General features: G+C 65.0%; 22 protein-coding genes and 1 pseudogene. 8 read left to right on the top strand and 15 right to left on the bottom strand.

The genetic code is table 11. From position 1 onward, the window contains the following. Positions 1 to 69: 69 nt before the first annotated feature. From C6A82_RS09390 to C6A82_RS09380, 3 genes are all read right to left on the bottom strand, one after another. A complete protein-coding gene (locus tag C6A82_RS09390; protein ID WP_105344769.1) occupies positions 70 to 1,557 on the bottom strand; it encodes an NAD(P)/FAD-dependent oxidoreductase in 1,488 nt (495 codons plus the stop codon). A 156-nt stretch (positions 1,558 to 1,713) separates the two neighbouring features. Beyond that, complete coding sequence (locus C6A82_RS09385) at positions 1,714 to 3,423, bottom strand: ATP-binding cassette domain-containing protein (protein ID WP_105345750.1); 1,710 nt, start codon at positions 3,421 to 3,423, stop codon at positions 1,714 to 1,716. Between the two features lie 99 nt (positions 3,424 to 3,522). Then, positions 3,523 to 5,109, bottom strand: a complete 1,587-nt coding sequence (locus C6A82_RS09380) for an HD domain-containing phosphohydrolase (protein ID WP_396836788.1) — start codon at positions 5,107 to 5,109, stop codon at positions 3,523 to 3,525. 51 nt (positions 5,110 to 5,160) lie between these two features. Between C6A82_RS09380 and C6A82_RS09375 the strand changes: the two genes are divergently transcribed. After that, on the top strand, positions 5,161 to 6,033 hold the full coding sequence (locus C6A82_RS09375) for an adenylate/guanylate cyclase domain-containing protein (RefSeq protein ID WP_311101761.1): 873 nt from the start codon (positions 5,161 to 5,163) through the stop codon (positions 6,031 to 6,033). Between the two features lie 14 nt (positions 6,034 to 6,047). Here the strand turns inward: C6A82_RS09375 and C6A82_RS09370 are convergent, their stop codons facing one another. Continuing rightward, positions 6,048 to 6,788 (bottom strand): TetR/AcrR family transcriptional regulator, encoded by a 741-nt coding sequence (locus C6A82_RS09370; protein ID WP_105345748.1) that lies wholly within the window; start codon positions 6,786 to 6,788, stop codon positions 6,048 to 6,050. Positions 6,789 to 6,940: 152 nt separating this feature from the next. Here C6A82_RS09370 and C6A82_RS09365 point away from each other — a divergent pair, with 152 nt between their 5' ends. Both C6A82_RS09365 and C6A82_RS09360 read left to right on the top strand, forming a co-directional pair. Next, complete coding sequence (locus tag C6A82_RS09365) at positions 6,941 to 8,125, top strand: geranylgeranyl reductase family protein (protein WP_105345746.1); 1,185 nt, start codon at positions 6,941 to 6,943, stop codon at positions 8,123 to 8,125. Between the two features lie 179 nt (positions 8,126 to 8,304). After that, complete coding sequence (locus C6A82_RS09360) at positions 8,305 to 8,604, top strand: hypothetical protein (protein ID WP_105345744.1); 300 nt, start codon at positions 8,305 to 8,307, stop codon at positions 8,602 to 8,604. A 116-nt stretch (positions 8,605 to 8,720) separates the two neighbouring features. Here the strand turns inward: C6A82_RS09360 and nrdE are convergent, their stop codons facing one another. The 4 genes from nrdE to C6A82_RS09340 all read right to left on the bottom strand — a co-directional run bounded on the left by nrdE (position 8,721) and on the right by C6A82_RS09340 (position 12,658). Further along, complete coding sequence (nrdE, locus tag C6A82_RS09355; RefSeq protein WP_233216956.1) at positions 8,721 to 10,802, bottom strand: class 1b ribonucleoside-diphosphate reductase subunit alpha; 2,082 nt, start codon at positions 10,800 to 10,802, stop codon at positions 8,721 to 8,723. 65 nt (positions 10,803 to 10,867) lie between these two features. Next, complete coding sequence (gene nrdI, locus C6A82_RS09350; protein ID WP_105345740.1) at positions 10,868 to 11,311, bottom strand: class Ib ribonucleoside-diphosphate reductase assembly flavoprotein NrdI; 444 nt, start codon at positions 11,309 to 11,311, stop codon at positions 10,868 to 10,870. A gap of 31 nt (positions 11,312 to 11,342) precedes the next feature. Next, positions 11,343 to 11,585 (bottom strand): redoxin NrdH, encoded by a 243-nt coding sequence (locus C6A82_RS09345; protein ID WP_105345739.1) that lies wholly within the window; start codon positions 11,583 to 11,585, stop codon positions 11,343 to 11,345. A 530-nt stretch (positions 11,586 to 12,115) separates the two neighbouring features. Further along, positions 12,116 to 12,658 (bottom strand): NADPH-dependent FMN reductase, encoded by a 543-nt coding sequence (locus C6A82_RS09340; protein ID WP_105345737.1) that lies wholly within the window; start codon positions 12,656 to 12,658, stop codon positions 12,116 to 12,118. Between the two features lie 120 nt (positions 12,659 to 12,778). Between C6A82_RS09340 and C6A82_RS09335 the strand changes: the two genes are divergently transcribed. Genes C6A82_RS09335 through C6A82_RS09325 form a run of 3 tightly spaced genes read left to right on the top strand, consistent with a single transcriptional unit; the run spans position 12,779 to position 15,639 of the window. Continuing rightward, the gene (locus C6A82_RS09335) at positions 12,779 to 13,360 is read left to right on the top strand and encodes a TetR/AcrR family transcriptional regulator (protein WP_105345735.1); all 582 of its coding nucleotides are present in this window, start codon (positions 12,779 to 12,781) and stop codon (positions 13,358 to 13,360) included. Next, positions 13,357 to 14,424, top strand: a complete 1,068-nt coding sequence (locus C6A82_RS09330; protein WP_233216953.1) for a DNA polymerase IV — start codon at positions 13,357 to 13,359, stop codon at positions 14,422 to 14,424. Before C6A82_RS09335 ends, C6A82_RS09330 begins: the two co-directional genes overlap by 4 nt. A gap of 27 nt (positions 14,425 to 14,451) precedes the next feature. Next, positions 14,452 to 15,639, top strand: coding sequence for an AAA family ATPase (locus tag C6A82_RS09325; protein ID WP_105345731.1), 1,188 nt, complete (start codon positions 14,452 to 14,454; stop codon positions 15,637 to 15,639). Between the two features lie 6 nt (positions 15,640 to 15,645). On the opposite strand, the gene C6A82_RS09320 is transcribed toward C6A82_RS09325, so the two are convergent. Then, positions 15,646 to 16,500, bottom strand: coding sequence for an SDR family oxidoreductase (locus C6A82_RS09320; RefSeq protein ID WP_105345729.1), 855 nt, complete (start codon positions 16,498 to 16,500; stop codon positions 15,646 to 15,648). 18 nt (positions 16,501 to 16,518) lie between these two features. Further along, on the bottom strand, positions 16,519 to 17,154 hold the full coding sequence (locus C6A82_RS09315) for a TetR/AcrR family transcriptional regulator (protein ID WP_105345753.1): 636 nt from the start codon (positions 17,152 to 17,154) through the stop codon (positions 16,519 to 16,521). A gap of 119 nt (positions 17,155 to 17,273) precedes the next feature. Between C6A82_RS09315 and C6A82_RS09310 the strand changes: the two genes are divergently transcribed. Then, the gene (locus C6A82_RS09310; RefSeq protein ID WP_105345728.1) at positions 17,274 to 18,758 is read left to right on the top strand and encodes a cytochrome P450; all 1,485 of its coding nucleotides are present in this window, start codon (positions 17,274 to 17,276) and stop codon (positions 18,756 to 18,758) included. 21 nt (positions 18,759 to 18,779) lie between these two features. Here the strand turns inward: C6A82_RS09310 and C6A82_RS09305 are convergent, their stop codons facing one another. Then, a complete protein-coding gene (locus tag C6A82_RS09305) occupies positions 18,780 to 19,283 on the bottom strand; it encodes a homocitrate synthase (protein ID WP_105345726.1) in 504 nt (167 codons plus the stop codon). Positions 19,284 to 19,453: 170 nt separating this feature from the next. Here C6A82_RS09305 and C6A82_RS09300 point away from each other — a divergent pair, with 170 nt between their 5' ends. Continuing rightward, the gene (locus tag C6A82_RS09300; RefSeq protein ID WP_311101760.1) at positions 19,454 to 20,224 is read left to right on the top strand and encodes a PAS and ANTAR domain-containing protein; all 771 of its coding nucleotides are present in this window, start codon (positions 19,454 to 19,456) and stop codon (positions 20,222 to 20,224) included. Positions 20,225 to 20,412: 188 nt separating this feature from the next. On the opposite strand, the gene C6A82_RS09295 is transcribed toward C6A82_RS09300, so the two are convergent. The 4 genes and pseudogenes from C6A82_RS09295 to C6A82_RS09280 all read right to left on the bottom strand — a co-directional run bounded on the left by C6A82_RS09295 (position 20,413) and on the right by C6A82_RS09280 (position 23,544). Then, positions 20,413 to 21,480, bottom strand: a complete 1,068-nt coding sequence (locus C6A82_RS09295; protein ID WP_105345724.1) for a phosphotransferase family protein — start codon at positions 21,478 to 21,480, stop codon at positions 20,413 to 20,415. Between the two features lie 12 nt (positions 21,481 to 21,492). Beyond that, entirely contained in the window at positions 21,493 to 22,317 is an 825-nt protein-coding gene (locus C6A82_RS09290) for a class I SAM-dependent methyltransferase (RefSeq protein WP_105345722.1), read from the bottom strand. A gap of 159 nt (positions 22,318 to 22,476) precedes the next feature. After that, a pseudogene (locus tag C6A82_RS09285) lies at positions 22,477 to 22,706 on the bottom strand (thiamine pyrophosphate-binding protein); the annotation flags it as partial. A gap of 70 nt (positions 22,707 to 22,776) precedes the next feature. Continuing rightward, positions 22,777 to 23,544: an SDR family NAD(P)-dependent oxidoreductase gene (locus tag C6A82_RS09280; RefSeq protein ID WP_311101759.1), complete on the bottom strand. Its 768-nt coding sequence runs from the start codon at positions 23,542 to 23,544 to the stop codon at positions 22,777 to 22,779. Positions 23,545 to 23,641 lie beyond the last annotated feature (97 nt).

The following is a 23,641-nucleotide window of genomic DNA, read 5'->3' as shown; positions in this document are numbered from 1 at the left end:
CCCTGGGGTCCGGCTTAGCACCGCAACACAACATGATGTGTCGAGCGTGTCGCCCAAATCGGACGACAACTAGACAGCTACGGGCTGGCCGACCCCGATGAACGTGTACTCCTCGGGCTTGAACTCCCTGGTCGCCAGCCAATACTCCGACGCCAGACCGGACCACAAGGACCGGTTGACGCCTTTGGCGTCGAGATACCAGCTATGGCAACCACCGGTGTGCCACACCGTGGTCGACAGGTCGTCCTGCAACTTCTCGTTGAACCGGTCCTGGGCGGCGCGAGTCGGTGCGATCGCCGCGGCGCCCGCCTCGTCGGCGGCGGCGATGGCGTCGGCCACATAGCCGATCTGTGCCTCGATCATGAACACCACGGAGTTGTGCCCGAGACCGGTGTTCGGCCCGAGCAACAGGAACGCGTTGGGCACATCGGCGACGGTGACGCCGCGGTGTGCCATCACGCCCTCGCGGTTCCAGCGATCGCCGAGGTCCTCGCCGCCCGCACCCTTGATGTCGAGGTAGGTGTACCAGTCGGTGACATGGAAACCGGTCGCGCAGACGATGGCGTCGACCTCACGTTCGGTTCCGTCGACGGTGGCGATGCCCCGAGACGTCACCCTGTCGATTCCCTCGATGATCAGCTCGCACTTCGGATTGGCGACGGCTTGATAGAAGTTGTCCGAGATCAGGATTCGTTTGCAGCCGGGCTTGTAGTGGGGGGTCAGCTTCCTGCGCAGCTCGGGATCCTTGACGTACCGGTACATGTTGGCCTTGTACATCCAGGCTGCGACGTTCATCAGTTCCGGGCGCTTAGCCAGCGCGATCGCGCGGCTGTCCATGGTCGTGTAGGTCACCGCGCGCAACGCCTTGCGCAGACCGGGCACGAAACGGAACGCGCGTTTGACCGCACCAGGGAACGCGAAGTTGATCCTCGGCTTGATCCATGCGGCGGTGCGCTGATAGAGCTGCACCTGCTCGGCGATCTTGACCAGCTCGGGCACCACTTGGATGGCGCTGGCGCCGGTACCGATGACGGCCACCCGCTTCCCCGTGAGGTCGACATCATGGTCCCACCGCGCGGTGTGGAAGACCGGGCCCCCGAAGTCGTCGAGACCAGGAATGTCCGGCAGGGACGGGATGTGCAGCGCGCCGGCCCCGGAGATCAGGAACTGCGCGACGTACTCCTCGCCGGTCTCGGTGAACACGTGCCACCGGTATTCGGCGTCGTCCCAGGCGGCGCGCGTCACCTTCGAGCCGAACACGATGTTGCGGCGCAGCCCGTAGCGGTCGGTGACGTCTTTGAGGTAGTCGAGGATCTCGGGCTGGTAGGAGAACACGTAGCCCCAGTCCGGTTTTGGCGCGAACGAGAACGAATACAGGTGCGACGGCACATCGCAGGCCGCGCCCGGATAGGTGTTGTCGCGCCACGTCCCGCCGACCTCGTCGGCCTTCTCCAGAATCAGGAAGTCAACACCCTGCTTCTGCAGCGCGACACCCATGCCGAGCCCGGAGAACCCGGTCCCGATGATGAGTGCGCGGGTGTGCACTGGCTCCGTCATGAAGTCTCCCCTTGCCGTCGGTGAGCCCTACCCGGGATCGGCGGTACCGGGTAATCGTCGGCATCAGGGTACCGCGCGCGATCCAGCCATCCCGGGCGTGCGCGGACCCGCGAGACGCTTGTCCAGCCATCTCGCGGGCACCGTCGCGCTACTGCGTCACCGCCTTGATGCGCCTGGCGTGGAGCGTCGGCGCAGAACCCACACCGTCGCCACCGTCAGGACGACGGCGAACGTTGCCAGCGCTATCAGGTTGGCCGCCGTGCCACCGCTGAAGGTGTCACGATACGCGGACATCGCAGGCAACGAAGTGGTGAACCGGTCGAGGTCGAGATCGCGGCCAAGTGCCTCGAACGCGTGACGATTGGCCAAGCCGAAGCTCATCAGGCGTCCCGGGGTTGCCATATCGTCGACGGGAACGATGGCCCCACCGAACAGAACCTGTGGGAAGCACAGCATCGGCAGGGCCAAGGCCGCCTGCGCCGCGTTGGAGACGGCAGCCGAGGCCAGCAGTCCCAGCGCCAGCGCGGACGTCGCCTCGACCACAATCGTCACGAACAGCAAGGCGTACACATGCCAGCTCATCGCGGGAAGGCGCCCGAGCAACCGAAGCACCCCGAGCAGCACCGCACTCACCAATGCCAAGACCGGAAGCAGCGCAGTGACTTTGGAGGCCACGTAGGCCCCGACGCTGAGGCCGGCCAACCGCTCCCGCCTGAACACCGCCATCTCGCCGACGATCTGCAGCAGGCCGTACGTCAGGCCGAAGAAGAAGCCGTCGAACGCGATCCAGAACACGATCTGGGCGGGCCCGATGTCGGCCGCACTGCTCGGGTCGAAGGCACCACGCTTGAACAGCGTCGCCATCATCACCGTGACGAGCACCGGCGAGCCGAGCAGGATGGCGAGGGTCAGCCGGTTGCGAAAGAGGACATCGACATTGCGCCGCGTCAGGAGCCACCACTGCCGGATTACGCCCGCGCTCTTGACGTGTGACGGGTGAGCCGGGATGGGTGTTAAGTCATGACCGTTCTGCATTCTGGGCGAGCGGCTTTCGGTGAATCGGTTCGCCCAGATCGGGGGGCTGTGCTCGTTGGCGAGCTTGTCGTAGATGTCGTCGAGATCCCGGACGTCGAAATATCGCCGCGCGTCGGCCGGACTTCCGGCGAAGGCGAGATGTCCGTCGCGAGCGAGGAACACCACCCGATCACATTTGTCGATATCGGTGGGCTCGTGCGTCGTCACAACCACCGTGACTCCCCTTCGGCTCAGCCCACGCAGCAGACGCATCACGTCGGCTGCGGTCGACGGGTCGAGCCCCGAGGTCGGTTCGTCGAGGAAGAACAGACTCGGGCGGGTCAGCAGTTCGACCGCTATGCTGGCCCGCTTGCGCTGGCCGCCCGACAGCGCACGGACCGGTACGTCAGCCCGGTCGGCCAGGTCGAGATCCCTCATGGTCTCCTCGACCACACGGTCCGCCTCGGCCGCAGAAGTGCCTGCAGGCAGCCGCAGTCGGGCCGCATAGCGCAGCGTCCGGCGAAGCGGCATCTCCAGATGGATGATGTCGTCCTGCGGCACATACCCGATGCGGGCGTCGATGCTCGCCCGGGTTCCGCGAACGACGCCGTCGTGCCAGACCTGACCGCTGGACGGCGGCCGAAGTCCCGCGAGTGTCTCCAGCAGGGTCGTCTTCCCCGCGCCGCTGCCGCCTGCGAGGGCGACCAGCTCACCTGGATTCACCGTCAGCGACAGCTTCTGCAGGATTTGCCGGCCGCCGGCATGCCTGCGCACGTCGATTGCGTCGATTCGCCCGCCGCGCTGGGTATTCGGCACCACCTCAAGGGGTGTGCCCAGTGCGATTCCGGTCATGATTGAGGCCTCCGTAATAGCCAATGGCTGATGTGAGGCCCTGATCATCGACGCGCGGGATCGGCTATCGCATGGGGCGTTTGCCCCAAACAGCGCGACCTACGTCGCGGCCTGCACCGAGGAGCCCGCCAGACCGCGGTCGATCGCCGCCAGCGTCGCCTGCGTACGGTTGTTCACTCCCAGCTTGGCGTAGATGCGCTCGACGTGGTTGCGTGCCGTCTTCTGCGCAATGAACAACTCATCGGCGATCTCACGATTCGACCGGCCCTGCGCGACGAGTCGCAGCACCTCGACCTCCCGGGCGGTGAGGCCCGCCGAGAAGGGCGCCCTCTTCGGGGACCGGTGACCGGCGGCGGTCAACACCGCTTCCACCGACTCGGCATCGTGATGTCCAGCGCGTGCCTCTCGTCGCAATTCGTCTGCGGCGTCGCCGGAGTCGAGAGCGGCGCGGCCGGGACGTGTTTCCCGTAGCTGCTGATAGGCGACCGTCGCGGCGAGCATCCGGTCCTGTGCCGTCAGCTCTGCACCGGCCAAGCCTCGGGGGAAACCCGACCCGTCGATCCGTTCCTCGTGCTTGGTCGCGAGGGACACCACCGAGTCCAGGCCATCGACCCGGCTCAGGATCCGCCCGGTCAGATACGGATACATTCGCATCCGCTCCGACTCGGCGGTGGTGAGCGTTCCCGCCTTCTCCCAGATGTGGTTGGGCACACCCAGTTTGCCAAGACCGTGCACAAGGCCTGCCCGGTAGAGCCGGGTCACCTCGGTGTCGGGCATCCGCCGAATCCGGGCGGCGGCAGCCGCCAATTCGGCGACTCCTCGCGAGTATCCCGGCGAGCTGGGACATTTGAGGTCGACGAAATCCGCCATGGCACCGAGTAGTTCGTCGATCTCGTTGCCGACCAGTGTCCGGCCACGATCCGGAGCCTGCGCCAAAGCGGCTGTCCAGACGTCGATCTCCAGCAACCCGTCGACGATGTCGGCGGCATTTCCCTCGAATACGTCTGCTACCTCGGGGCTGAACTGTGTGCCGCGTCGAGCGCGCACGACTTCGAGCGCCCGGTCGAAACCGCCCGTGCGGAGATGAACCTCGACGACATCGGCGAGCCGCACAATGTGGATTTCGAGCGGGATGTCCCCTTCACGAGCGCCGTTGGGCATACCCTTGCCGTCCCAGCGCTCGAAGATGAACGTCAACGCATCACTGACTTGCGGGTCCAACCCCATCCTGTCGGACAGGACTCCTGCCGACGAACAGTGCGAATTGATCAGCTTGGCAACCTGATTGCGGGCGGTGAGCACGAAGGCGGCCGAACGAATGCCGCGTTCCCACGCAGGCATCCCCCGGCCGACGTGGTTGACCATCAATCTAAGGAACGGCAGACCGGCCATGTCCACGTCGTAGGTGTCGGCCCGGAAGGCGATGTCATCTCCGAACAGCGCCGAGAGCTCGTGAGAATCCGCATGACAACCGATCCAGCCGACCAGATTGGCGTAGTACACCGTCGCCCGCCGTTGTGCGTCGAGTCCCATCTCTTCGGCGATGCGGCCCGCGATCAACGAGGACCGCAGCATGTGTTCCATCGGTTGTCCCAGCCCGAGGTCAATTGCCAGCGATATCGCGGCCAGCAACTCGGCTCTGCGCAGGCCTTTGCCGGGTTCACGCAGCGGCTGGGTGGGTTGCACACACTCATTTTCCACGCGAAACCGTCGATGTCCGCGCGAATGCGCCGTTCTATGGTCCCGGCTGAGCGCCTGCCGCCCGAAGTTGAGGCGCCTGCCTCATGTGCCGAATGCCCCTCGAAGTCGATCATCGTCGCCATGGATATCGCCAACGTCTCCAAGAGCCCCGGGCCTATGGCCGGACGAAACGAATGGGACATGGTGCTGACCGACGGCCACGCGTCGTTGGTGAAAGCGCGAAAACTGTTTCGCTATCTCCCATCGGAACCGCGATGCAAGGTCTGCAACAACCCGTTCGGCGGGCTGGCGGGGCGAGTTCTCGCCGCCGCCGGGTTCACCCCGTCGCGAAAGAACCCGAACCTGTGCAGTCGGTGTTGCGATGCGCTGCCCGCGGGCGGCATCGAAGTCGACATCGCGATTCTCTTCGCCGATGTTCGCGGATCCACCGTCCTCGGCCGACGCGGCGCTGCGACCGACTTCGCCTCGTTACTCAACCGGTTCTACATCACCGCGACGCGGACCCTCCTGCGGCACGACGCGGTGATCGACAAGCTCATCGGCGACGAGGTGATGGCCTTCTTCGTGCGCGGCATCAGTGGCCCCGAGTACCGAGGCCGCGCCGTCGAAGCCGGGATCGATCTATTGCATGCAGTCGGTTATGGCAGTGACGACGGGCCGTGGCTTGAGCTGGGGGTCGCGGTGAACGCGGGCGTGGCGTTCGTCGGCAACGTTGGCGGATCAGTGGTCGACTTCACCGCCCTTGGCGATCCCGTCAACGTCTCGGCGCGGATGCAACGACAGGCCGCAGGCGGTGAGTTACTCGTCGCATCGGGGGTCGCCGACGACTTGATGACGGAAGCGCCTCGGCGCCAACTCGAACTGCGTGGCTGCGGGCAGCCGGTCGATGCGTTCGTACTGACCGCCTGAGAACCGCAATCCGGTCAGGCAACTGGTTGTTGCCGACGCACCGCCGTGTGGATGGGCTGATCGGCTTCGATCTTCACGCCGAGCAGATCGCCGGTGCCGATGATCGCACCCATCATGATCGTCGCCAGGTGCGCGACGAACTTGTCGGGCGCCATCCGACGCGGGCTGTCGTTGTCGGCACCGAGCCACCAGTCCGTCGCCGAGGCCGCCGTGCCGAAAATCGCGAACGCCGCCAACTCGAACGACGCCGGGTCGAGCTCCATCTCCTCGAGCTCGCTGCTCACCATGTCGGCGATGGCGAGCGTGATGTCGCGACCCTTGTTGACCGTCGCCATCGCGGCCGCGGACTGGTCGGCGAATCGGCCCTGCAGCAAGAAGCGCACGACGTTGGGGTGCTGGTCGACCAATTCCACGTAGTGCTGGACACCGCGGCCGACGATCTCTCGAGCCGAATCGGTTTCCACGTTGACCGACGGGATGATCGCCGACCAGAGCATGTCGCGCATCCGCTGGCCGATTGCCTGGAACAGGTCCGACTTGTCGGTGAAGTGCCGGTAGATCTTCGGCTTGGCCGTCCCCGCTTCCTCGGCTATCTCGCGTAGCGACAGCTCGGGACCGAGGCGGTCGATGGCGCGAAAGGCGGCGTCGACGATCTCCGCCCGCACCTTCTTGCGATGTTCACGCCAGCGTTCACTTCGGGCGTCGACCTTGACGCCCGGTTCATGACCGGAGCGTGACTTCGGCCTTCCGCGCATTTGGATCACTGTACGCGCCTAGGGCTCTCTGACCTGCTCAGACCGTGGCGGAACACGCCGCTGGCACGCCTCGCCAGGGCACTTGGAGGGGGAGATGACCTGCGACGATTTGGGTAGTATCTCTGCGACAGCCAACCGATGAGACGAGAGTTATGACCCAGCGATACGACCTGGTCATTGCAGGGGGAGGCCCCTCGGGCTCGGCTGCCGCATGGCAGGCCGCGCAGACCGGCGCCAAGGTAGTGGTGCTCGACAAGGCGGAGTTCCCTCGAGCCAAGCCGTGCGGTGACGGATTGACCGCCCGCGCGGTGAGCTACCTGCAGAAGATGGGTCTGGCCGACGAGGTCGCCACGTTCCACCGGGTCAACCGTGTCACGGTGTTCAGCCCGAGCCAGTGGGAGCTGTCGTTCCCCAAGCGCCCCGGGATGCCGGATCACGGTCACACGGTCAGCCGCGAGCACCTCGACACCCTCCTGCTGAAGCACGCCGAGTCGGCGGGTGCCGAGGTACGGCAGGGCGCGGAGGTGACCGGCCCGGAGTTCGACGCGAACGGCAGCGTGGTGGGTGTTGTGCTCAAGAGCGGCGAGAAGGTGTACGGCGACGCGGTCATCGCCGCCGACGGGGCCTACTCCCCCATCAAGCGGGCGCTGAAGATCGATTCGGAGTACAACGGTTACTCGGCGATCGCCATCCGCTCGGAGATGCACGCGAACCGCCCCGATTCGGATTCGTTGGACATCTACCTGAAGCTGGAGTTCCAGGGTGACCAGCTGCCCGGCTACGGCTGGGTGTTCCCGATGGGCAACGGGGTCTTCAACATCGGCCTCGGCTACGTCAACAGCTACAAGAACTGGCAGTCGATCAACGCGACGCAGTTTCTGGGCGACTTCCTGCGCACGCTGCCCGGCGATTGGGAGCTGCCCGCGATCGAAGACCTGAAGAAGAACAAGAGCGTGCGGGCGTGGCGGTTGCCGATGGGCTTCACCGCATGGCCGCCGTGGCGGCCCGGTGTGCTGTTCACCGGCGACTCGCTCGGCGCCGGCAAGCCGGCGTCGGGTGCCGGTATCTCCAAGGCGCTCGAATCCGGTCTGGCCGCGGGCGAATGCGCGATCGCCGCGCTGACCAACGGCGGGCCCGACGACTTCACCAACTATGCGCAGCGAATGGAAGCCGCCTGGGGACGCGAGTACAAGCGCGGCCGCTATTTCCACAAGCTGGCGGGCATCCCGGTGGTGGCGAACACCGGCATCAAGTTCATCGACAACGCGTTCTTCCGCGACCGGATGCTCAAGGCCTTGTACAAGAAGGAACAGGGCCCGCAGCACAAGTACAAGTAGGTCCGCTCGGCACCAGTGCGCACTTTTGTACGCTGCGTGCGGCGTGTCGCGTACCCAACTGCGCGCTCGGCGTCCCCTATGCCCCTATCGCCGGCCGTCGCGGCGCCCCCTACTTGCGGGCACCCACTGCGGGCATGCGCCCCGTTTTGCCGAGCGTGTTTTCGCAGCACCCTGGCTGCATGAACATCAAGCGACTTCTCGCGACCGCCGCGATGACCTTCGGCCTAGTCACGGGACTCGTCGCGACTGCCAACGCGGCGCCGGTCAGCGACGACTTCTGGGAATGCGCAGCAGAGCATCCCGACACCACTGAGTTCGGCGTCTGCTGTGTGTTCTACGGCGGCACCTTCGATGAGAAGACGGGCGAGTGCTGGATCGACCACGAGCTGAAAACGGAGGACATATCCGGACCCAAGACCCCTCCGAAAAGGCCTGTGCTGACGCGCCTGCCCGACCTCCAGGCAGTCTCCGTCGCGTAGCAGGGCCGCCCGGCCGAGTGTGGGTATGACTGCACAGCGACTCCGCACCCCGCGTGCAGCGGACCCACACTCGGCCCCTGGGCCATCGTTTATCCGCTGGCGGTGCTAGGCCCCTCCTACAGCATGCAGGAGACGCAGCCCTCGACCTCGGTGCCCTCGAGCGCCATCTGCCGCAGCCGGATGTAATACAAGGTTTTGATTCCCTTGCGCCACGCGTAGATCTGCGCCTTGTTGACATCGCGCGTGGTGGCGGTGTCCTTGAAGAACAGCGTCAGCGACAGGCCCTGGTCAACGTGCTGGGTGGCCGCGGCGTACGTGTCGATGATCTTCTCGTAGCCGATCTCGTAGGCGTCCTGGTAGTACTCGAGGTTGTCGTTGGTCAGATACGGCGCCGGATAGTAAACGCGGCCGATCTTGCCTTCTTTGCGGATCTCGATCTTGCTCGCCACCGGGTGGATCGACGATGTCGAGTGGTTGATGTAGGAGATCGACCCGGTCGGCGGCACCGCCTGCAGGTTCTGGTTGTAGATACCGTGCTTCTGTACCGACTCCTTGAGCTTGAGCCAGTCCTCTTGCGTCGGAATGCGAATGTCCGCCTCGGCGAACAGATCGCGCACCTTCTCGGTCGTAGGCGCACACACCTGCTCGGTGTACTTGTCGAAGAACTCCCCTGACGCGTATTTCGACTTCTCGAAGCCCTTGAAGTGAGCGCCGCGCTCGATCGCGATCCGGTTGGATGCCCGCAGCGCGTGATACAGCACCGTGTAGAAGTAGATGTTGGTGAAGTCCACACCCTCTTCGGAGCCGTAGTGGATCCGCTCGCGCGCCAGGTATCCGTGCAGGTTCATCTGCCCGAGGCCGATCGCGTGAGAGTCGTTGTTGCCCTGCTCTATCGACGGCACCGACCAGATGTGGGTCTGATCGCTCACCGCGGTCAGCGCGCGGATCGCCACCTCGATGGATTGCGCGAAATCGGGTGAGTCCATCGTCTTCGCGATGTTCATCGAGCCGAGGTTGCACGAGATGTCCTTGCCGATCTTGGCGTAGGTCAGATCGTCGTTGAACACCGACGGCGTCGACACCTGCAGGATTTCCGAGCACAGGTTGCTGTGGGTGATCTTGCCCTCGATCGGGTTGGCCCGGTTCACCGTGTCCTCGTACATGATGTACGGGTAGCCGGACTCGAACTGCAGCTCGGCCAGCGTCTGAAAGAACTCGCGGGCTTTGATCTTCGTCTTTCGGATCCGCGCGTCGTCGACCATCTCGTAGTACTTCTCGGTGACCGAGATGTCGGCGAACGGAAGCCCGTAGACGCGTTCGACGTCGTACGGCGAGAACAGGTACATGTCCTCGTTCTTTTTCGCGAGCTCGAAGGTGATGTCGGGGATCACCACACCCAGGCTCAGCGTCTTGATGCGGATCTTCTCGTCGGCGTTCTCACGTTTGGTGTCGAGGAACCGGTAGATGTCCGGATGGTGAGCGTGCAGGTATACCGCGCCGGCGCCTTGGCGCGCGCCGAGCTGGTTGGCGTAGGAGAACGAGTCCTCCAGCAGCTTCATGATCGGGATGACGCCCGAGCTCTGGTTTTCGATGTTCTTGATCGGTGCGCCGTGCTCACGGATGTTGGTGAGCAGCAGGGCAACTCCGCCACCGCGCTTGGACAGCTGCAGCGCCGAGTTGATGGAGCGTCCTATGGACTCCATGTTGTCCTCGATGCGCAGCAGGAAGCAGCTCACCGGCTCGCCGCGCTGCTTCTTGCCCGAGTTGAGGAACGTCGGGGTGGCCGGCTGGAAGCGGCCGTCGATGATCTCGTCGACAAGCTTCTCCGCCAAGCCGGTGTCGCCTGCGGCCAACGTCAACGCCACCATCACGACGCGGTCCTCGAAGCGCTCGAGGTACCGCTTTCCGTCGAACGTCTTCAACGTGTAGCTGGTGTAGTACTTGAACGCGCCCAGGAACGTCGGGAACCGGAACTTCTTGGCGTAGGCACGGCCCAGCAGTGTCTTGACGAAGTTGCGCGAGTACTGGTCGAGCACCTCGCGCTCGTAGTAGTTCTCCTTGATGAGGTAGTCGAGCTTCTCATCGACATCGTGGAAGAAGACCGTGTTCTGGTTGACGTGCTCGCGAAAGTACTGATGCGCGGCCTCGCGGTCCTTGTCGAACTGGATCTTGCCGTCGGCGTCGTACAGGTTCAGCATCGCGTTGAGCGCGTGGTAGTCGACCTCGCCGACGCTCGAACCGGGCGTGCCCGGCGCGGCGGAGGTTACAGGCTCTGCAGCTGTGACGGTTGGTGACACGTCTGGTCCTTCCAGAAGTCGGCAAGTCCCGCGCGGACGGCTTCGACGTCGTCCGGGGTTCCCATCAGTTCGAATCGGTAAAGGTACGGAACGCCACACTTGATGGACACCACGTTGCCCGCGTAGGCGAACTCCGCACCGAAATTGTTGTTGCCGGCCGCGATGACTCCGCGGATCAGCGACCGGTTGTGCTGGTTGTTGAGGAAGGCGATGACCTGTTTCGGGACGTAGCCACCGTCATTGACGTCTGGGGTGGCGCGCCCACCGCCGTAGGTGGGCAGCACCAGCACGTAGGGTTCGTCGACCTCGATGCGCCCGTGCAACGGGATCCGGCTCGCAGGAACACCGAGCTTCTGGACGAAGCGGTGGGTGTTTTCCGACACGCTGGAGAAGTAGACGAGATTGCTCATCTGATTCTCCCTTCTGGCCGTCGGATGCCGATTAAGCGGTGAGTACCCCGGAACCGGCGAGCGCCTTGATGCGGTCGGGACGGAAACCCGACCAGTGGTCGTTGCCCGCCACCACGACCGGGGCCTGCAGGTAGCCCAGCGCCATCACGTAGTCGCGCGCCTCGTAGTCGAGGGTGATGTCGACCTTCTGAAAGGCGATGCCCTGCTTCTCGAGCGCCTTGTAGGTGGCGTTGCACTGCACACATGCCGGCTTGGTGTAGACGGTGATGTTCATCTGCGGTCGGCTCCTCTGCGGATGGAACGAATGACGGACTGGCAACTGATCGGGTACCGCGCCTCGCTGAAGTTCAGCGACCCTCCGGCCCTCAAAATTCCTGCCGTCCGGGCTGCTGGGCCGACCTGTCGGGAGACCGACTCCGCCGGGTTCAGAGCTCCGGCCGACCCGTGAAAGCTTGGGAACCGTGGGGGTCTGTCGGTGTGCAAAACACTACACCTGGTGTCCGACATTCAGAAGGGATACCACATGTTCTAAACAACATTTATGAAATTCCCTGGTCGTAAGGCCGATGCCCATTCCGTCCTCGGCGTGTCGCACGTCACATTTTGTTCGTGTCGCCCACTAGCATCAGGTCTACCAGGGGGCACCGACAGCGACTGGAGCCTGGATCGTCACCGTGACGTAACAGCAAAGCACCTAGGGTCAGGAAAGCCGCCCGACCGAGTCGGGCGTCTGCCTGTCCCCGAAGCCATCGGCAGCGACGCGCGCGTGAAGTCCGGCGCGAGGCCACTCCCCCGCTGTAGCCGTCAACCGACTTGGGCGGCGAGCTTGCCGATGATGTCGCGCAGGCTGGCGGCCACCTCCGCGTTTTCCCTTGGGTGCTTGCCGTCCAGCGACTTGGCCGGCACCGACAGCTTGAGGTCCTCGACGATGCACGGCCCGGCGAGGCCGAAGGACTTTCGAGTCTCGTCATGCGCCCATACGCCGCCGTACCGCCCCATTGCCGCGCCGATGACGGCCGTCGGTTTGTCTTTCAGCGCGCTGTTTCCGAACGGGCGCGACAACCAGTCGATCGCGTTCTTCAGCACACCGGGAATGCTGCCGTTGTATTCGGGAGTGACGACGAGGGCCGCGTCGGCCTCGGCGGCGGCCGTGCGCAGCGCGACGACGGAGGCCGGCGCGTTCTCGTCGTCGATGTCCTCGTTGTAGAAGGGTAGTTCGCCCAGCCCGTTGAAGACCGTGACCGAAACACCTTCTGGTGCCGTCTCGGCCGCCAGTCCGGCCAGTTGCCGGTTGATCGAAGCGGCCCGAAGACTACCCACCAGTGCCAGAATTTTGACTTCTGTCATCCTCGTTCCCTTCGATGAGTTCTCGTCGGATCTCCCAACGCCACAAACCGCGGTTGTCCATCCTTGCACGAGCCAACCGGACCATGGTCCGAATTATTCCGGCTGCGTTAAAGTGCAGAAATGAGCCTTCCGGTCACCGCCCCGCAGGAGCGGGGTGACGCCGCGCGCAATCGGGCGCTGCTGCTCGACGCCGCGCGCAAGCTCATCGCCGAGAAGGGCGCCGGCGCGGTTTCGATGGACGACATCGCGGCGGCAGCCGGGGTCGGCAAGGGCACGGTGTTCCGCCGGTTCGGTAGCCGGGCCGGACTGATGATGGTCCTTCTCGACGAGGACGAGAAAGCCAGCCAGGAAGCGTTTCTCTTCGGCCCGCCTCCGCTGGGTCCTGATGCTCCGCCGCTGGAACGGCTGCTGGCGTTCGGGCGCGAACGGCTGGCCTTCGCCCACAAACATCAGGCCTTGCTATCGGCGGCCAATCGCGACATGGCGACCCGCTACAGCGCGCCCGCGATGGTTCAGCACACCCATGTCCGACTACTGCTGGCCACTGCGGACACCACCGGTGATCTCGACGCCCAAACCGATGCACTGCTGGCACTGCTCGACGCCGACTACGTGCACCACCAACTCACCGATCGCGGCGAGACACTGAAGTCCCTCGGTGACAAATGGGAGAGCTTGGCGCGCAAGCTCTGTGGCACGTGACCCCCTGGGTGCTGCACGTTGACCTCGACCAGTTCCAGGCCGCGGTCGAAGTGCGCCGCAACCCCGAACTCGCCGGTCTTCCGATCATCGTCGGCGGCAACGGCGATCCCACCGAACCGCGGAAGGTCGTGACATGCGCGTCCTATCCCGCACGCGACTGCGGCGTCCACGCCGGAATGCCGTTGCGCACAGCGGCGCGCAAATGTCCCGACGCGGTGTTTCTGCCGTTGGACACCGACGCCTATGACGAAGCATCCGAGGAGGTGATGGGCTTGCTGCGCGATCTCGGTCATCCGGTCGAAGTCTGGGGCTGGGACGAGGCGTATGTCGGCGCCGAGGTCGATGACCCGATCGCGCTGGCCGAACAGATCCGCGAGGCCGTCGCGGCGGGTACGGGTCTGTCGTGCTCGGTGGGCATCAGCGACAACAAGCAACGTGCGAAGGTGGCCACCGGCTTCGGCAAGCCGTCGCGTGCGCGAGCAGCAGATCAAGCACCGGGGATCTTTGCGCTCACCGAATCCAACTGGATGGCTGTCATGGGCGACCGCGAGGTCGACGCGCTGTGGGGCGTCGGCCCGAAAACCGCTAAAAAGCTTGCCGGGCTCGGTATCACGACCGTTGCCGACCTGGCCGCCACCGATGCCGCGCTGCTGACGTCCACGTTCGGGCCGACCACCGGGCTCTGGATTCTGCTGCTGGCCAAGGGCGGCGGCGACACCAACGTCAGCGCAGCGCCGTGGGTGCCGCGATCGCGCAGTCACGTCATCACCTTCCCCGAGGACCTGACCGAACGTGGCGAGGTCGACGCCGCCGTCGTCGATCTCGCTCGCAAGACTCTCGCCGAGATCATCGATGCCGGTCGCATTGTCACCCGGGTGGCCGTGACGGTGCGCACCAAGACGTTCTTCACCCGCACGAAGATCCGCAAGCTTGCGACCCCGGGCACCGACGGCGACCTCATCACGCAGACGGCGTTGCAGCTGCTCGGCCAGTTCGAACTCGACCGGCCCGTCCGGCTGCTCGGTGTTCGGCTCGAGCTCGCGCCGCCGCCGGACGGCTACTGAGTCAGACCGGCGCAATATCCTCGGCACATGCTGCAGACGATCGCCATCAGGGGATATCGGTCGCTGCGCGATATCGTGCTGCCGGTTCGCCGGCTAACGGTCGTCACCGGCGCCAACGGCACCGGCAAGTCCTCGCTGTACCGGGCGTTGCGGTTACTCGCCGACTGCGGGCGCGGAGAAGTGATCGGGTCGCTCGCCCGCGAGGGTGGCCTCGACTCGGTGCTCTGGGCGGGCCCCGAGCAGCCGGCCGGGGCGCGCCGCACCGGGCGCATCGAAGGCACGACGCGCACCGCCCCCGTCGCACTCGAACTGGGTTTCGCATCAGACGATTTCGGCTATCTCGTCGACCTCGGCATGCCGCAGATGGCCGGACACAAGTCGCTGTTCACCCTCGACCCGGAAATCAAACGCGAGGTGGTGTTCGCAGGTCCGGTGATGCGCCGTGGTTCGACGCTGGTGAAACGCACCCGCGACTACGTCGAAGCGAGCGCGGAATCAGGCAACGGCTTCGACGAGGTGTCGCGATCCCTGCCCTCCTACCGGAGCGTGCTCGCCGAGTACGCCCATCCCGGCGCCCATCCCGAGTTGGCCGCCGTTCGCCACCGCCTGCGCACCTGGCGGTTCTACGACGGCTTCCGTGTCGATGCGACGGCACCATCACGCCGCCCGCAGGTCGGCACCCGCACACCCGTGCTCTCCGACGACGGCCGCGACCTGGCGGCCGCGGTTCAGACGATCCTCGAGGCCGGCTTCGACGACTTCGCCCGCGCCGTGGCCGACGCCTTCGACGGCGCCTCGGTGTCGGTCGCCGTGCACGACGGGTTGTTCGACCTCCAACTGCAGCAGAAGGGCATGCTGCGTCCGCTGCGCGCCACTGAACTCTCGGACGGCACACTGAGATTTCTTCTGTGGGCCGCCGCGCTGTGCAGTCCGCAGCCGCCGTCGCTGATGGTGCTCAACGAGCCGGAGACGTCACTACACCCGGACCTGCTGCGGCCGTTGGCATCTCTGATCGCATCGGCCGCCAACGTGACCCAGGTGGTGGTCGTCACCCATTCGAAGGCGATGCTGAAGTTCCTCGGTACCGCGAGCGTCGCCGATGCCGACGCCGATGCACCTGCAGTGGAACTCCCGCTTTACAAAGACCTCGGCGAGACGCGCATCGAGGGTGTCGGCATGCTCACTGCGCCGGCGTGGGATTGGGGTAAACGCTGACGGTCGCTACTGCAGTCCGGGCCGCAGCGCGCGGCTGAACACGGCGTTGGCCTGCCGCATCGCGACACTGTAGGGCCACCAGGCCGCACGCTTGAACATGTACAGCGCGCGGATGTCCGATGAGGTGTAGATGAGGAACCTGTTCCTGGCCACACCGCGCAGGATCCGGTCGGCGACATGTTCCGGCGACACGGCATGTCCGGTGAACCGGCTCGTCCACTTCTGCACGTCCGGGTGGTCGCGGTCCACGCCTGCGATCTGAACCGTCTGCACCAGAGGCGTTTTCACCGCACCGGGCACCACGACCGACACGCCGATGCGGTGGCGCGCCAAATCGAAACGCAGCACCTCGGAAAGCCCTCGAAGGCCGTACTTGCTGGCGCTGTAGGCGGCGTGCCACGGCAGTGCGACCAAGCCCGCCGCCGAGGACACATTGACCAGATGGCCTCCGCGGCGCGCCTGCACCATCGGCGGCAGGAACGACTCGATCACGTGAATCGGCCCCATCAGATTGATGTCGACCATCGAGCGCCAGTGCTCGTGGGTGAGCCGGTCGACGGTGCCCCACGCCGAAACGCCCGCGATGTTCATCACCACGTCCATGGCGGGGTGGCTGGAGTGGATGTCGGCCGCGAAACGGCTGACCTCGTCGAAGTCGGAGATGTCGAGCGCGCGGTGAGCGGCCACCTCAGCGCCGAGCGCGCGGGCGTCGGCGACCGTCGTCTCGAGGCCTTCGGCATTTCGGTCGGTGAGGTACAGCACGGCGCCCTGCGCCGCGAGTTTCAGCGCGGTTGCGCGCCCGATGCCGCTGGCGGCGCCCGTCAGGAAGCAATGTTTGCCGTCAAACCTGTTCTGCGCCATGGCGCTGACCTTACTGATCTAATTCTTCAGAAGGTATTCGCTACCCCAGATGGCGGAGATCCACAGACGCTCGAGCGCATCGACGGCACGGCCGGCGTCGTCGTCACGGCCGACGAACGCGCTGTCCTTTGTCAGTGTCATCGTCGTTGTGGCCGCCAGCGTGCGGACCAGAGCGGGCAGGTCGTCGGAGATGGGCCGAGCCTCGGAATCCTGCTCCAACAAGGTGATCAGCTTGTCGATGATGCCGTCGTAGAAGTCGTCCATCATCTCGCGAATCTGAGCATCGGTGTTGCGAGCCACCGCGCAGGCCCTCAACACGGGATCGTCGTTGGCGTACACGGCCGCCGCGCTTCCGACCATCCGCTTGGCGAAGGCCGCGGGCGTCTCCCCCGGCTCACGCGAGGCGAAATGATGCGTCAGGCTGTCGAGCAACTCGCTTGCATCGGCCAGGATCACCGCGAGCACTGCGTACTTCGAGTCGAAATAGAAGTAGAAGCCGGATCGTGCCACGCCTGCACGCTCGCTGATGGTGCTGACCGAAAGGTCGGCGAACGACCGCTCGTGCAGCAGTTCACGAACCGCCGAGACGATCGCATCGCGCTGCCGGTCCCCACGACTGCGGCGGATCCCCTGAGGTGCAGATTCAGCGGTCATGTCCATCAACCTTGGCATTACGATTCACCATGGCAAAACTTGACATGCGTCAAGTCTGCCATTCAGTATGAAGATAGGAGTGACAACGGCCACAGTCTTTTGCCCTCAGGAGCATCGCAATGCCGACGATCAGCACCAGTGACTACGTTCTCGACCAGGCCAGGCGGCGTATCACGACGTCGCCGATTCTCACGATCCCTGGCATGGGCCTGCTGGAGAAGCGTCTACTGGCCCGCGAGTGGCCACAGACGTCGATGGCCGAGCCGCCCGCGGGCAGCGACCTCAAGCAGGTCAAGGGTGACCTCGGGTTGCCGATCATCGGACACATGGTCGAGATGTTTCGCGGCGGCCCTGATTACTTTCTGCATCTGTACCGCAAGCACGGTCCGGTTTTCCTGATGGACTCGCCGTTCATTCCGTATGTGACAGCGCTGGGTCCCGACGCGGCACAGGCCATTTACTCCAACCGCAACAAGGACTACTCGCAACAAGGCTGGACCCCGATGATCGGGGCGTTCTTCAACCGCGGGCTGATGCTCCTCGACTTCGAGGAGCACATGTTCCATCGGCGGATCATGCAGGAGGCATTCGTCCGCACCCGGCTGGCCGGCTACACCGAACAGGTCGATCATGTGGTCTCGCAGGTCATTGCCAAAGACTGGGTCGCCAACGATGCGCGCTTCCTGCTGTACCCGGCGATGAAGGAACTGACCCTAGACATCGCGTCGATGGTGTTCATGGGTCACGAACCGGGCACCGACAAGGAATTGGTGACCAAGGTGAACCGGGCCTTCACCGTCACGACGCGTGCCGGCAACGCCATCATTCGCAAAGGCGTGCCGCCGTTCACTTGGTGGCGGGGGCTCAAAGCCCGCGAGTACCTGGAGAATTACTTCTCCGAGCGGGTGAAGGAGCGCCGCGGCAAGGACGGCAACGACCTCCTGACGGTGCTGTGTCATTCGGAGGACGAAGAGGGCAATAAGTTCTCCGACGAGGACATCGTCAACCACATGATCTTCCTGATGATGGCCGCCCACGACACATCGACGTCCACCGCGACGACCATGTCCTACTACCTGGCGGCCAACCCCGAATGGCAGGAACGGTGTCGCGATGAGTCTGACCGGCTCGGTGACGGCCCACTCGACATCGACGCACTCGAGAAGCTCGAGTCGCTCGATCTGGTGATGAACGAGTCCATTCGGCTGGTGTCACCCGTGCAGTGGGCGATGCGGCAAACCGTGCGCGACACCGAACTGCTCGGGCACTATCTGCCCAAGGGCACCAACGTGATCGCGTACCCGGGGATGAACCACCGGCTCGAAGAGATTTACCCCGACCCGTACAAGTTCGACCCGGACCGCTTCGCCGAACCACGCAACGAGCACAAGAAACACCGGTACGGGTTCACTCCGTTCGGCGGTGGGGCGCACAAATGCATCGGCATGGTCTTCGGCCAGCTCGAGATCAAGACGATCATGCACCGGCTGCTGCGCCGCTACCGCCTCGAGCTGCCCCGCCCGGGATATGAGCCGCGCTACGACTACGGCGGTATGCCGGTCCCGATGGACGGCATGCCGATCGTGTTGCGGCCCTTGCGTTGACGATGCGTCCGGCGCCGGCCGCTAGGGGGCAGACAACAGCCGGTTCGCGCACGCGATGACCGCCCGCAGCGCCGATTGTGTGGCGTCCTCTGCGAGCCCCATCGCCCATTCGTCGCGCGTACCGCTGGTGCCCCGGATGAAGGTAGCGGTTTCGCCCCCGGCGGGAAGTTGGTGAAACGACGTCATCTCCAGTGCGATGCCTTGGTCATGGAGCATCTCGGTGAGCGCGGCCACCGGACCCGACGCCGCAGCCGTCGCGGTGCTGATCCGGTCACCGATCGCCAGCGTCGCCTGATAATGCCGTGGTTGCGGACCCATTCGCGCCGCTGAGCACTCTTTGTCGGTACAAGTCCACTGGCCCAGCCGCAACGGACCCGAAATCGGGGCATAGGTGTTGCGGAACATGTCCCAGTCCATCGCCTCGACCTCCCTGCGCAGGCCCCGCGGCAACGGTGCGGCGAAGCAGTCCGCAACGGTCGCCGACGGCGGCGCTGCGCTGGTTGCGAATTGTGGTGAAGATGTCATGTGCCGGTGTCTGCCTGTTAGAAGGAGCGACCGACGACGTAGCAACGACCCACAGCGAGGGGTCGGTCAGGATCAGACCCCGCTGGGGAGTGCTACTACGAGTCGTCTCGGCACGTCCAAGACAGTAGTCCTGCTCCGCGAGCAGGTGCAACTTCGTTTTTCGGACCGTCGTGACCCGGTTCTTTTCGCTGCGTGCGCTGCTCGCGGACACCGCAGGTGGGATCCTTCCTCTACTTGAGCCGCAGGTGGACAGGGGTGGGCTGGCGTTGAGAAGCAACAGCGCTGACGTGGATGGAGCGCGGGTCATTCGGCCACGGGACCGGATCGGCGCCTTTCGCTACTACCGCGCCGACGACCGTTGGGAGTGGTCGGACGCCGTAGCGCATATGCACGGCTACGAGAGCGGCACCCTGCAGCCGACCACGGCATTGGTGCTGTCACACAAGCACCCGGACGACGCCGCGAAGGTTGCGCTCCTGATCGAGGCGATGACGGGCCATGGTCAGCCGTTCCGCAGTAGGCACCGAATCATCGACAAGTCGGGCCGCACCCGCAGCGTGCTCGTCGTCGGCGAACAACTTCGCGAGCCAGGCGGCCAGGTGGTGGGCAGTCAGGGCTTCTACGTCGATCTCAGCGATTTAGGAGAGGACTTGGACGTCGACGCCGCGATCGCGGATTTCACGGAGCACCGCTCGCAGATCGAACAGGCCAAGGGCATCCTGATGGCCGTATACGGGATTCCGGCCGAGCACGCGTTCGACATCCTGGTGTGGCGCTCACAGGAGACGAATACCAAGCTGCGCAAGCTTGTCAGCCAGCTCATCGTCGACTTCACCAGCCATCTGGACATGCCCGCAGCCATTCGCGAGCGCGCCGATCATCTGCTGCTCACCGCGCACAAGCGGGTCTGCCAACCGCTAGCCGAGCAGGCGAACGAATAACGGGACGAACGGCCGGTGATCGGCCCTGCCGTTGCGGCGGGTCGCCATGCTGTCGCGCGATGCCGCATACCACTCCGCACACGAGATGCTCCCGAAGTCGAGAAGGCGCCGGCGCAGCTTCGCGACCGTATGCATCATGAGCGTCCCGGGTTGGCGTTGGCCGTCAAGCTCGGGATCGACGCGTATCGCTAAGTCAGTTCGAAAGGGTTGTCCCCCTTGACGACCCGGGTACCGATGTCGATCAGGTGCTGAGCATTGGCGTGGAGGGCTTCACCGGCGTCGCGGCTCGCCTTGCCCATCAGATAGCGCGACCAGGTTCCCTCGATGACGACGCCGAGCTTGAAGCACGCCATCGCCATGTACCAATCCAGGTTCGAGGTCTCGCGTCCGCCCGCGGTCCAGTAGGCCTCGAGCAGTTCTCGCCTGCTGGCGAGCCCCCCAACCGCGGCCAGTGCACCGCCGGCGGTGATCGTGGAAGTGTTCAGCGGCCAGGTGATCAGCATCCAGCCGAGATCGAGAAGCGGGTCACCGACGGTGCACATCTCCCAGTCGACGAACGCCGCCAACTCGGGTTTGTCGCGGCGGAGCAGGACATTGCTCAGATGCGGGTCGCCGTGCATGACTCCCGGCTCGCTGTCGGGGGGCAGGTTGGCCTGCAACCAGTCGGCGAGGTCGGTGACGGCGAGCGATTCGGGCTCGTAGCGGTCGTGGCGGTAGCTTTCGAGCAGCCGGAGGAACTGCGGAACCTGGCGTTCCACGAACGATCCCGGCCGTTTCAGTTCCGCGAGCGGCTTGCCTTCCCACGCGGCATTGCCCAACCGCGCGAGGTTGGCGGCGTAGGAGAGGCCGACGTCGTGGCGCATCGTCTCGTCACGGACGTACGCCTCGGCCACCTCACTGCCGGGGTTGAAACCGTCGATCTCCTCCATGAGGTAGAAGACGACGCCGAGCACGTCGAGGTCTTCGCAGCCCGCGATGAAGCCGGGGTGCGGCACATCGGTGCCCGCCAGCGTGCGCAGCGCCGCGATCTCGCGCAGCATCGTCTTGTCGCTCGTCGGCCGCGGATGAAGCGGCGGGCGGCGCAGCACCATCGGCCGCCCATCGATGTGCACCCGCACCACGATGTTCTGGGTGCCGCCGGTCAGCGGTGCCACGTCGGTGACATCCGAACCGAGGTTCTGCTGTCGCACCCAGGTCTTCAGGGCGGCTCGGTCGGCCCTTCTCAGTGTCGGTAGCTGCTGCGCGTCGTCGGGCATGCAGACATCGTGTCAGGCCTTGCGCGCGGTCAACAGCAGATACTCCCACTGCATGGTGTCCCCGCCGTCGAAGAAGCCGTCGCCGATGCGGGCGATGTCGCTGTCCAGCGCCGAAATTCGGTCGGCAGCGCCCTCGATGTTGCGGTAGGCCGCAATCGTCGGCCCGTAGGCGTGCTTGAAGTAGTCCCGAAATGCCGCGCCGTCGGCGAATAGGTTCACAGCCAGCATCTGGCGCTCGGTGACCACGTCGGTGACGCGGTCGCCGAAAAGGGCGCGGACATGGTCCTCGCTGCCCCAGAGCGGGGGCGGCTGGGCCCCGAGCGGCGGAGGCGGCATGTACGGCTTCATGGTGCCGAAGAGTTGACCGATGTGTCCTTCGGGTGTCCAGCTGAGCAGACCGATCCTGCCGCCCGGTTTACACACCCGGGCCAACTCGCCGGCGGACTGCTCGTGAAACGGCGCGAACATCACGCCGATGCACGACATGACGACGTCGAACTCGTTGTCGCCGAACGGCAATGCGTGGGCGTCGGCTTCCCGCCACTGCAGCTCGACGCCAAGTTCGGCGGCAGCGGCGGCGCCGGCCGCCAAGAGTTCGGGGCACAGGTCGCTGGCAACGACGTCGGCGCCGGCCTGCGCGGCACGAATGGCTGCATTGCCGGTTCCTGCCGCGACATCCAGCACTCGGTCGCCTGGACCGATCTGTGTCGCTTCGACCAGCACCGGGCCCAGTGGAGACACCAGATCGATGGCCATTTTGGGGTAGTCGCCGGTGGCCCACATGGCGCGATGTTTGGCGATCACCGCCTGATCGACGGTCGTTGGTTGACCAGTCATGTGCGTTCCTCCCGATGAGAGCCTGCGGTGGCCCTACATCTGTACCGCGATTGAGACCGGCGGGAGGAGGTACGGACAAACGCGAGGGCCTACCCCTGGTGTTGCAGGCACGCCTCGGCGCCGTTGATGACTCCTTCGCGGAAGGCGCGCACCCGCTCGAAGGCGGCCTGGCGCTCGACATCTCCCTCCACGCGGGACACCAACAACGCCTTCGTCGGCAGCCGCCGCGAAAGCGGCAGTCTCCTCGTGACGCACGTGGTCCCATGACATTTCGGGAGCCCGTCGGATCGTGTCGGTGAAGCCGTTGAGGCTGTCACCGGGCACCCGTAGATGCGGCGCACGCCGCTGAGTGCCAGTGCGGAAATGACGTGATCGGCGACGGTCAACACGCCGTCACCCTATGCGGTTTCGGCGCGCTGACAACGCCCGGCAGCGTCAGTTAGCGCGCCGACTTCACAACTACTTCGGGGCGAAGCGCTGGCCGCCGTCCAGTCGCAGGCACTGCCCGTTGAGCATTGCGTTCTCGACGATTGCGACCGCCAGCTTCGCGTACTCCTCCGGGCGGCCAAGCCGCTTGGGGAATGCGGCGTCCTTGGTCAGCACCTTGGCGAAGTCGTCGGGGATGCCTTCGGTCAATCCTGTCGCAAACAGGCTGGGGGCGATGGCGAGCACCCGGATGCCGAGGCTGCCGAGGTCGCGCGCCATGGTCAGGCACATCCCCGCGATGGCCGCCTTCGACGCCGTATAGGCGACTTGACCGATCTGGCCTTCGAAGGCGGCGATCGACGCGGTGTTGATGATGACGCCGCGCTCTTCGGCCTCGTCGTCGACCGGATCGTTCTTGCTCATCGCCCAGGCGGCAAGCCTGCTGATGTTGAAGGTGCCGATGAGGTTGAGGTCGATGCCCTTGCGGAACGACTCGAGGCTGTGCGGCCCCTCCTTGCTGATGGTGCGCTCCCCCGTGCCGCCGCCCGCGGTGGTCACGGCGATGTGCAGGCCGCCGAGCGCCTCGATGGCCTCGTTCAGCACCTTTTCGGTGCCCTCGAAGTCGGTTACGTCCACCTCGTGGAAGGTTCCGCCGATGGCCTCGGCGACTTCCTTGCCCTTGGACTGCGGCCGGTCCAGGATCGCGACGGCGGCGCCACCCTTGGCCAGCGCCTCGGCCGTCGCCTTGCCGAACCCGGATGCCCCACCGACGACGATGGCCTTCTTACCCGCGATCTCCATCTGGCTCCCTTTCCAAAAAGTGCTCGATTCGTAAAGCAACTTAACCGACGTCACTTTTCGTTAAGGCTTTCGGGTAGGCGGATAGGTAGCTTGGCGA

This window comes from Mycobacterium sp. ITM-2016-00318 (assembly GCF_002968285.2).
GTDB lineage: Bacteria > Actinomycetota > Actinomycetes > Mycobacteriales > Mycobacteriaceae > Mycobacterium.
The sequence above is the reverse complement of the archived record's forward strand: the minus strand, read 5'-3'. Positions and strand labels throughout refer to the sequence as shown.

Coding starts and splice junctions, on each gene's coding strand:
- C6A82_RS09360 (WP_105345744.1), top strand. CDS start 8,305: ATGAACATCAAGCGACTTCTCGCGACCGCCGCGATGACCTTCGGCCTA.
- C6A82_RS09365 (WP_105345746.1), top strand. CDS start 6,941: ATGACCCAGCGATACGACCTGGTCATTGCAGGGGGAGGCCCCTCGGGC.
- C6A82_RS09280 (WP_311101759.1), bottom strand. CDS start 23,544: ATGGAGATCGCGGGTAAGAAGGCCATCGTCGTCGGTGGGGCATCCGGG.
- C6A82_RS09295 (WP_105345724.1), bottom strand. CDS start 21,480: ATGCCCGACGACGCGCAGCAGCTACCGACACTGAGAAGGGCCGACCGA.
- C6A82_RS09290 (WP_105345722.1), bottom strand. CDS start 22,317: ATGACTGGTCAACCAACGACCGTCGATCAGGCGGTGATCGCCAAACAT.
- C6A82_RS09385 (WP_105345750.1), bottom strand. CDS start 3,423: ATGACCGGAATCGCACTGGGCACACCCCTTGAGGTGGTGCCGAATACC.
- C6A82_RS09305 (WP_105345726.1), bottom strand. CDS start 19,283: ATGACATCTTCACCACAATTCGCAACCAGCGCAGCGCCGCCGTCGGCG.
- C6A82_RS09370 (WP_105345748.1), bottom strand. CDS start 6,788: ATGCGCGGAAGGCCGAAGTCACGCTCCGGTCATGAACCGGGCGTCAAG.
- C6A82_RS09345 (WP_105345739.1), bottom strand. CDS start 11,585: ATGAACATCACCGTCTACACCAAGCCGGCATGTGTGCAGTGCAACGCC.
- C6A82_RS09325 (WP_105345731.1), top strand. CDS start 14,452: ATGCTGCAGACGATCGCCATCAGGGGATATCGGTCGCTGCGCGATATC.
- nrdE (WP_233216956.1), bottom strand. CDS start 10,802: ATGCTGAACCTGTACGACGCCGACGGCAAGATCCAGTTCGACAAGGAC.
- C6A82_RS09320 (WP_105345729.1), bottom strand. CDS start 16,500: ATGGCGCAGAACAGGTTTGACGGCAAACATTGCTTCCTGACGGGCGCC.
- C6A82_RS09375 (WP_311101761.1), top strand. CDS start 5,161: ATGGTCCCGGCTGAGCGCCTGCCGCCCGAAGTTGAGGCGCCTGCCTCA.
- C6A82_RS09310 (WP_105345728.1), top strand. CDS start 17,274: ATGCCGACGATCAGCACCAGTGACTACGTTCTCGACCAGGCCAGGCGG.
- C6A82_RS09315 (WP_105345753.1), bottom strand. CDS start 17,154: ATGACCGCTGAATCTGCACCTCAGGGGATCCGCCGCAGTCGTGGGGAC.
- C6A82_RS09335 (WP_105345735.1), top strand. CDS start 12,779: ATGAGCCTTCCGGTCACCGCCCCGCAGGAGCGGGGTGACGCCGCGCGC.
- C6A82_RS09390 (WP_105344769.1), bottom strand. CDS start 1,557: ATGACGGAGCCAGTGCACACCCGCGCACTCATCATCGGGACCGGGTTC.
- C6A82_RS09340 (WP_105345737.1), bottom strand. CDS start 12,658: ATGACAGAAGTCAAAATTCTGGCACTGGTGGGTAGTCTTCGGGCCGCT.
- nrdI (WP_105345740.1), bottom strand. CDS start 11,311: ATGAGCAATCTCGTCTACTTCTCCAGCGTGTCGGAAAACACCCACCGC.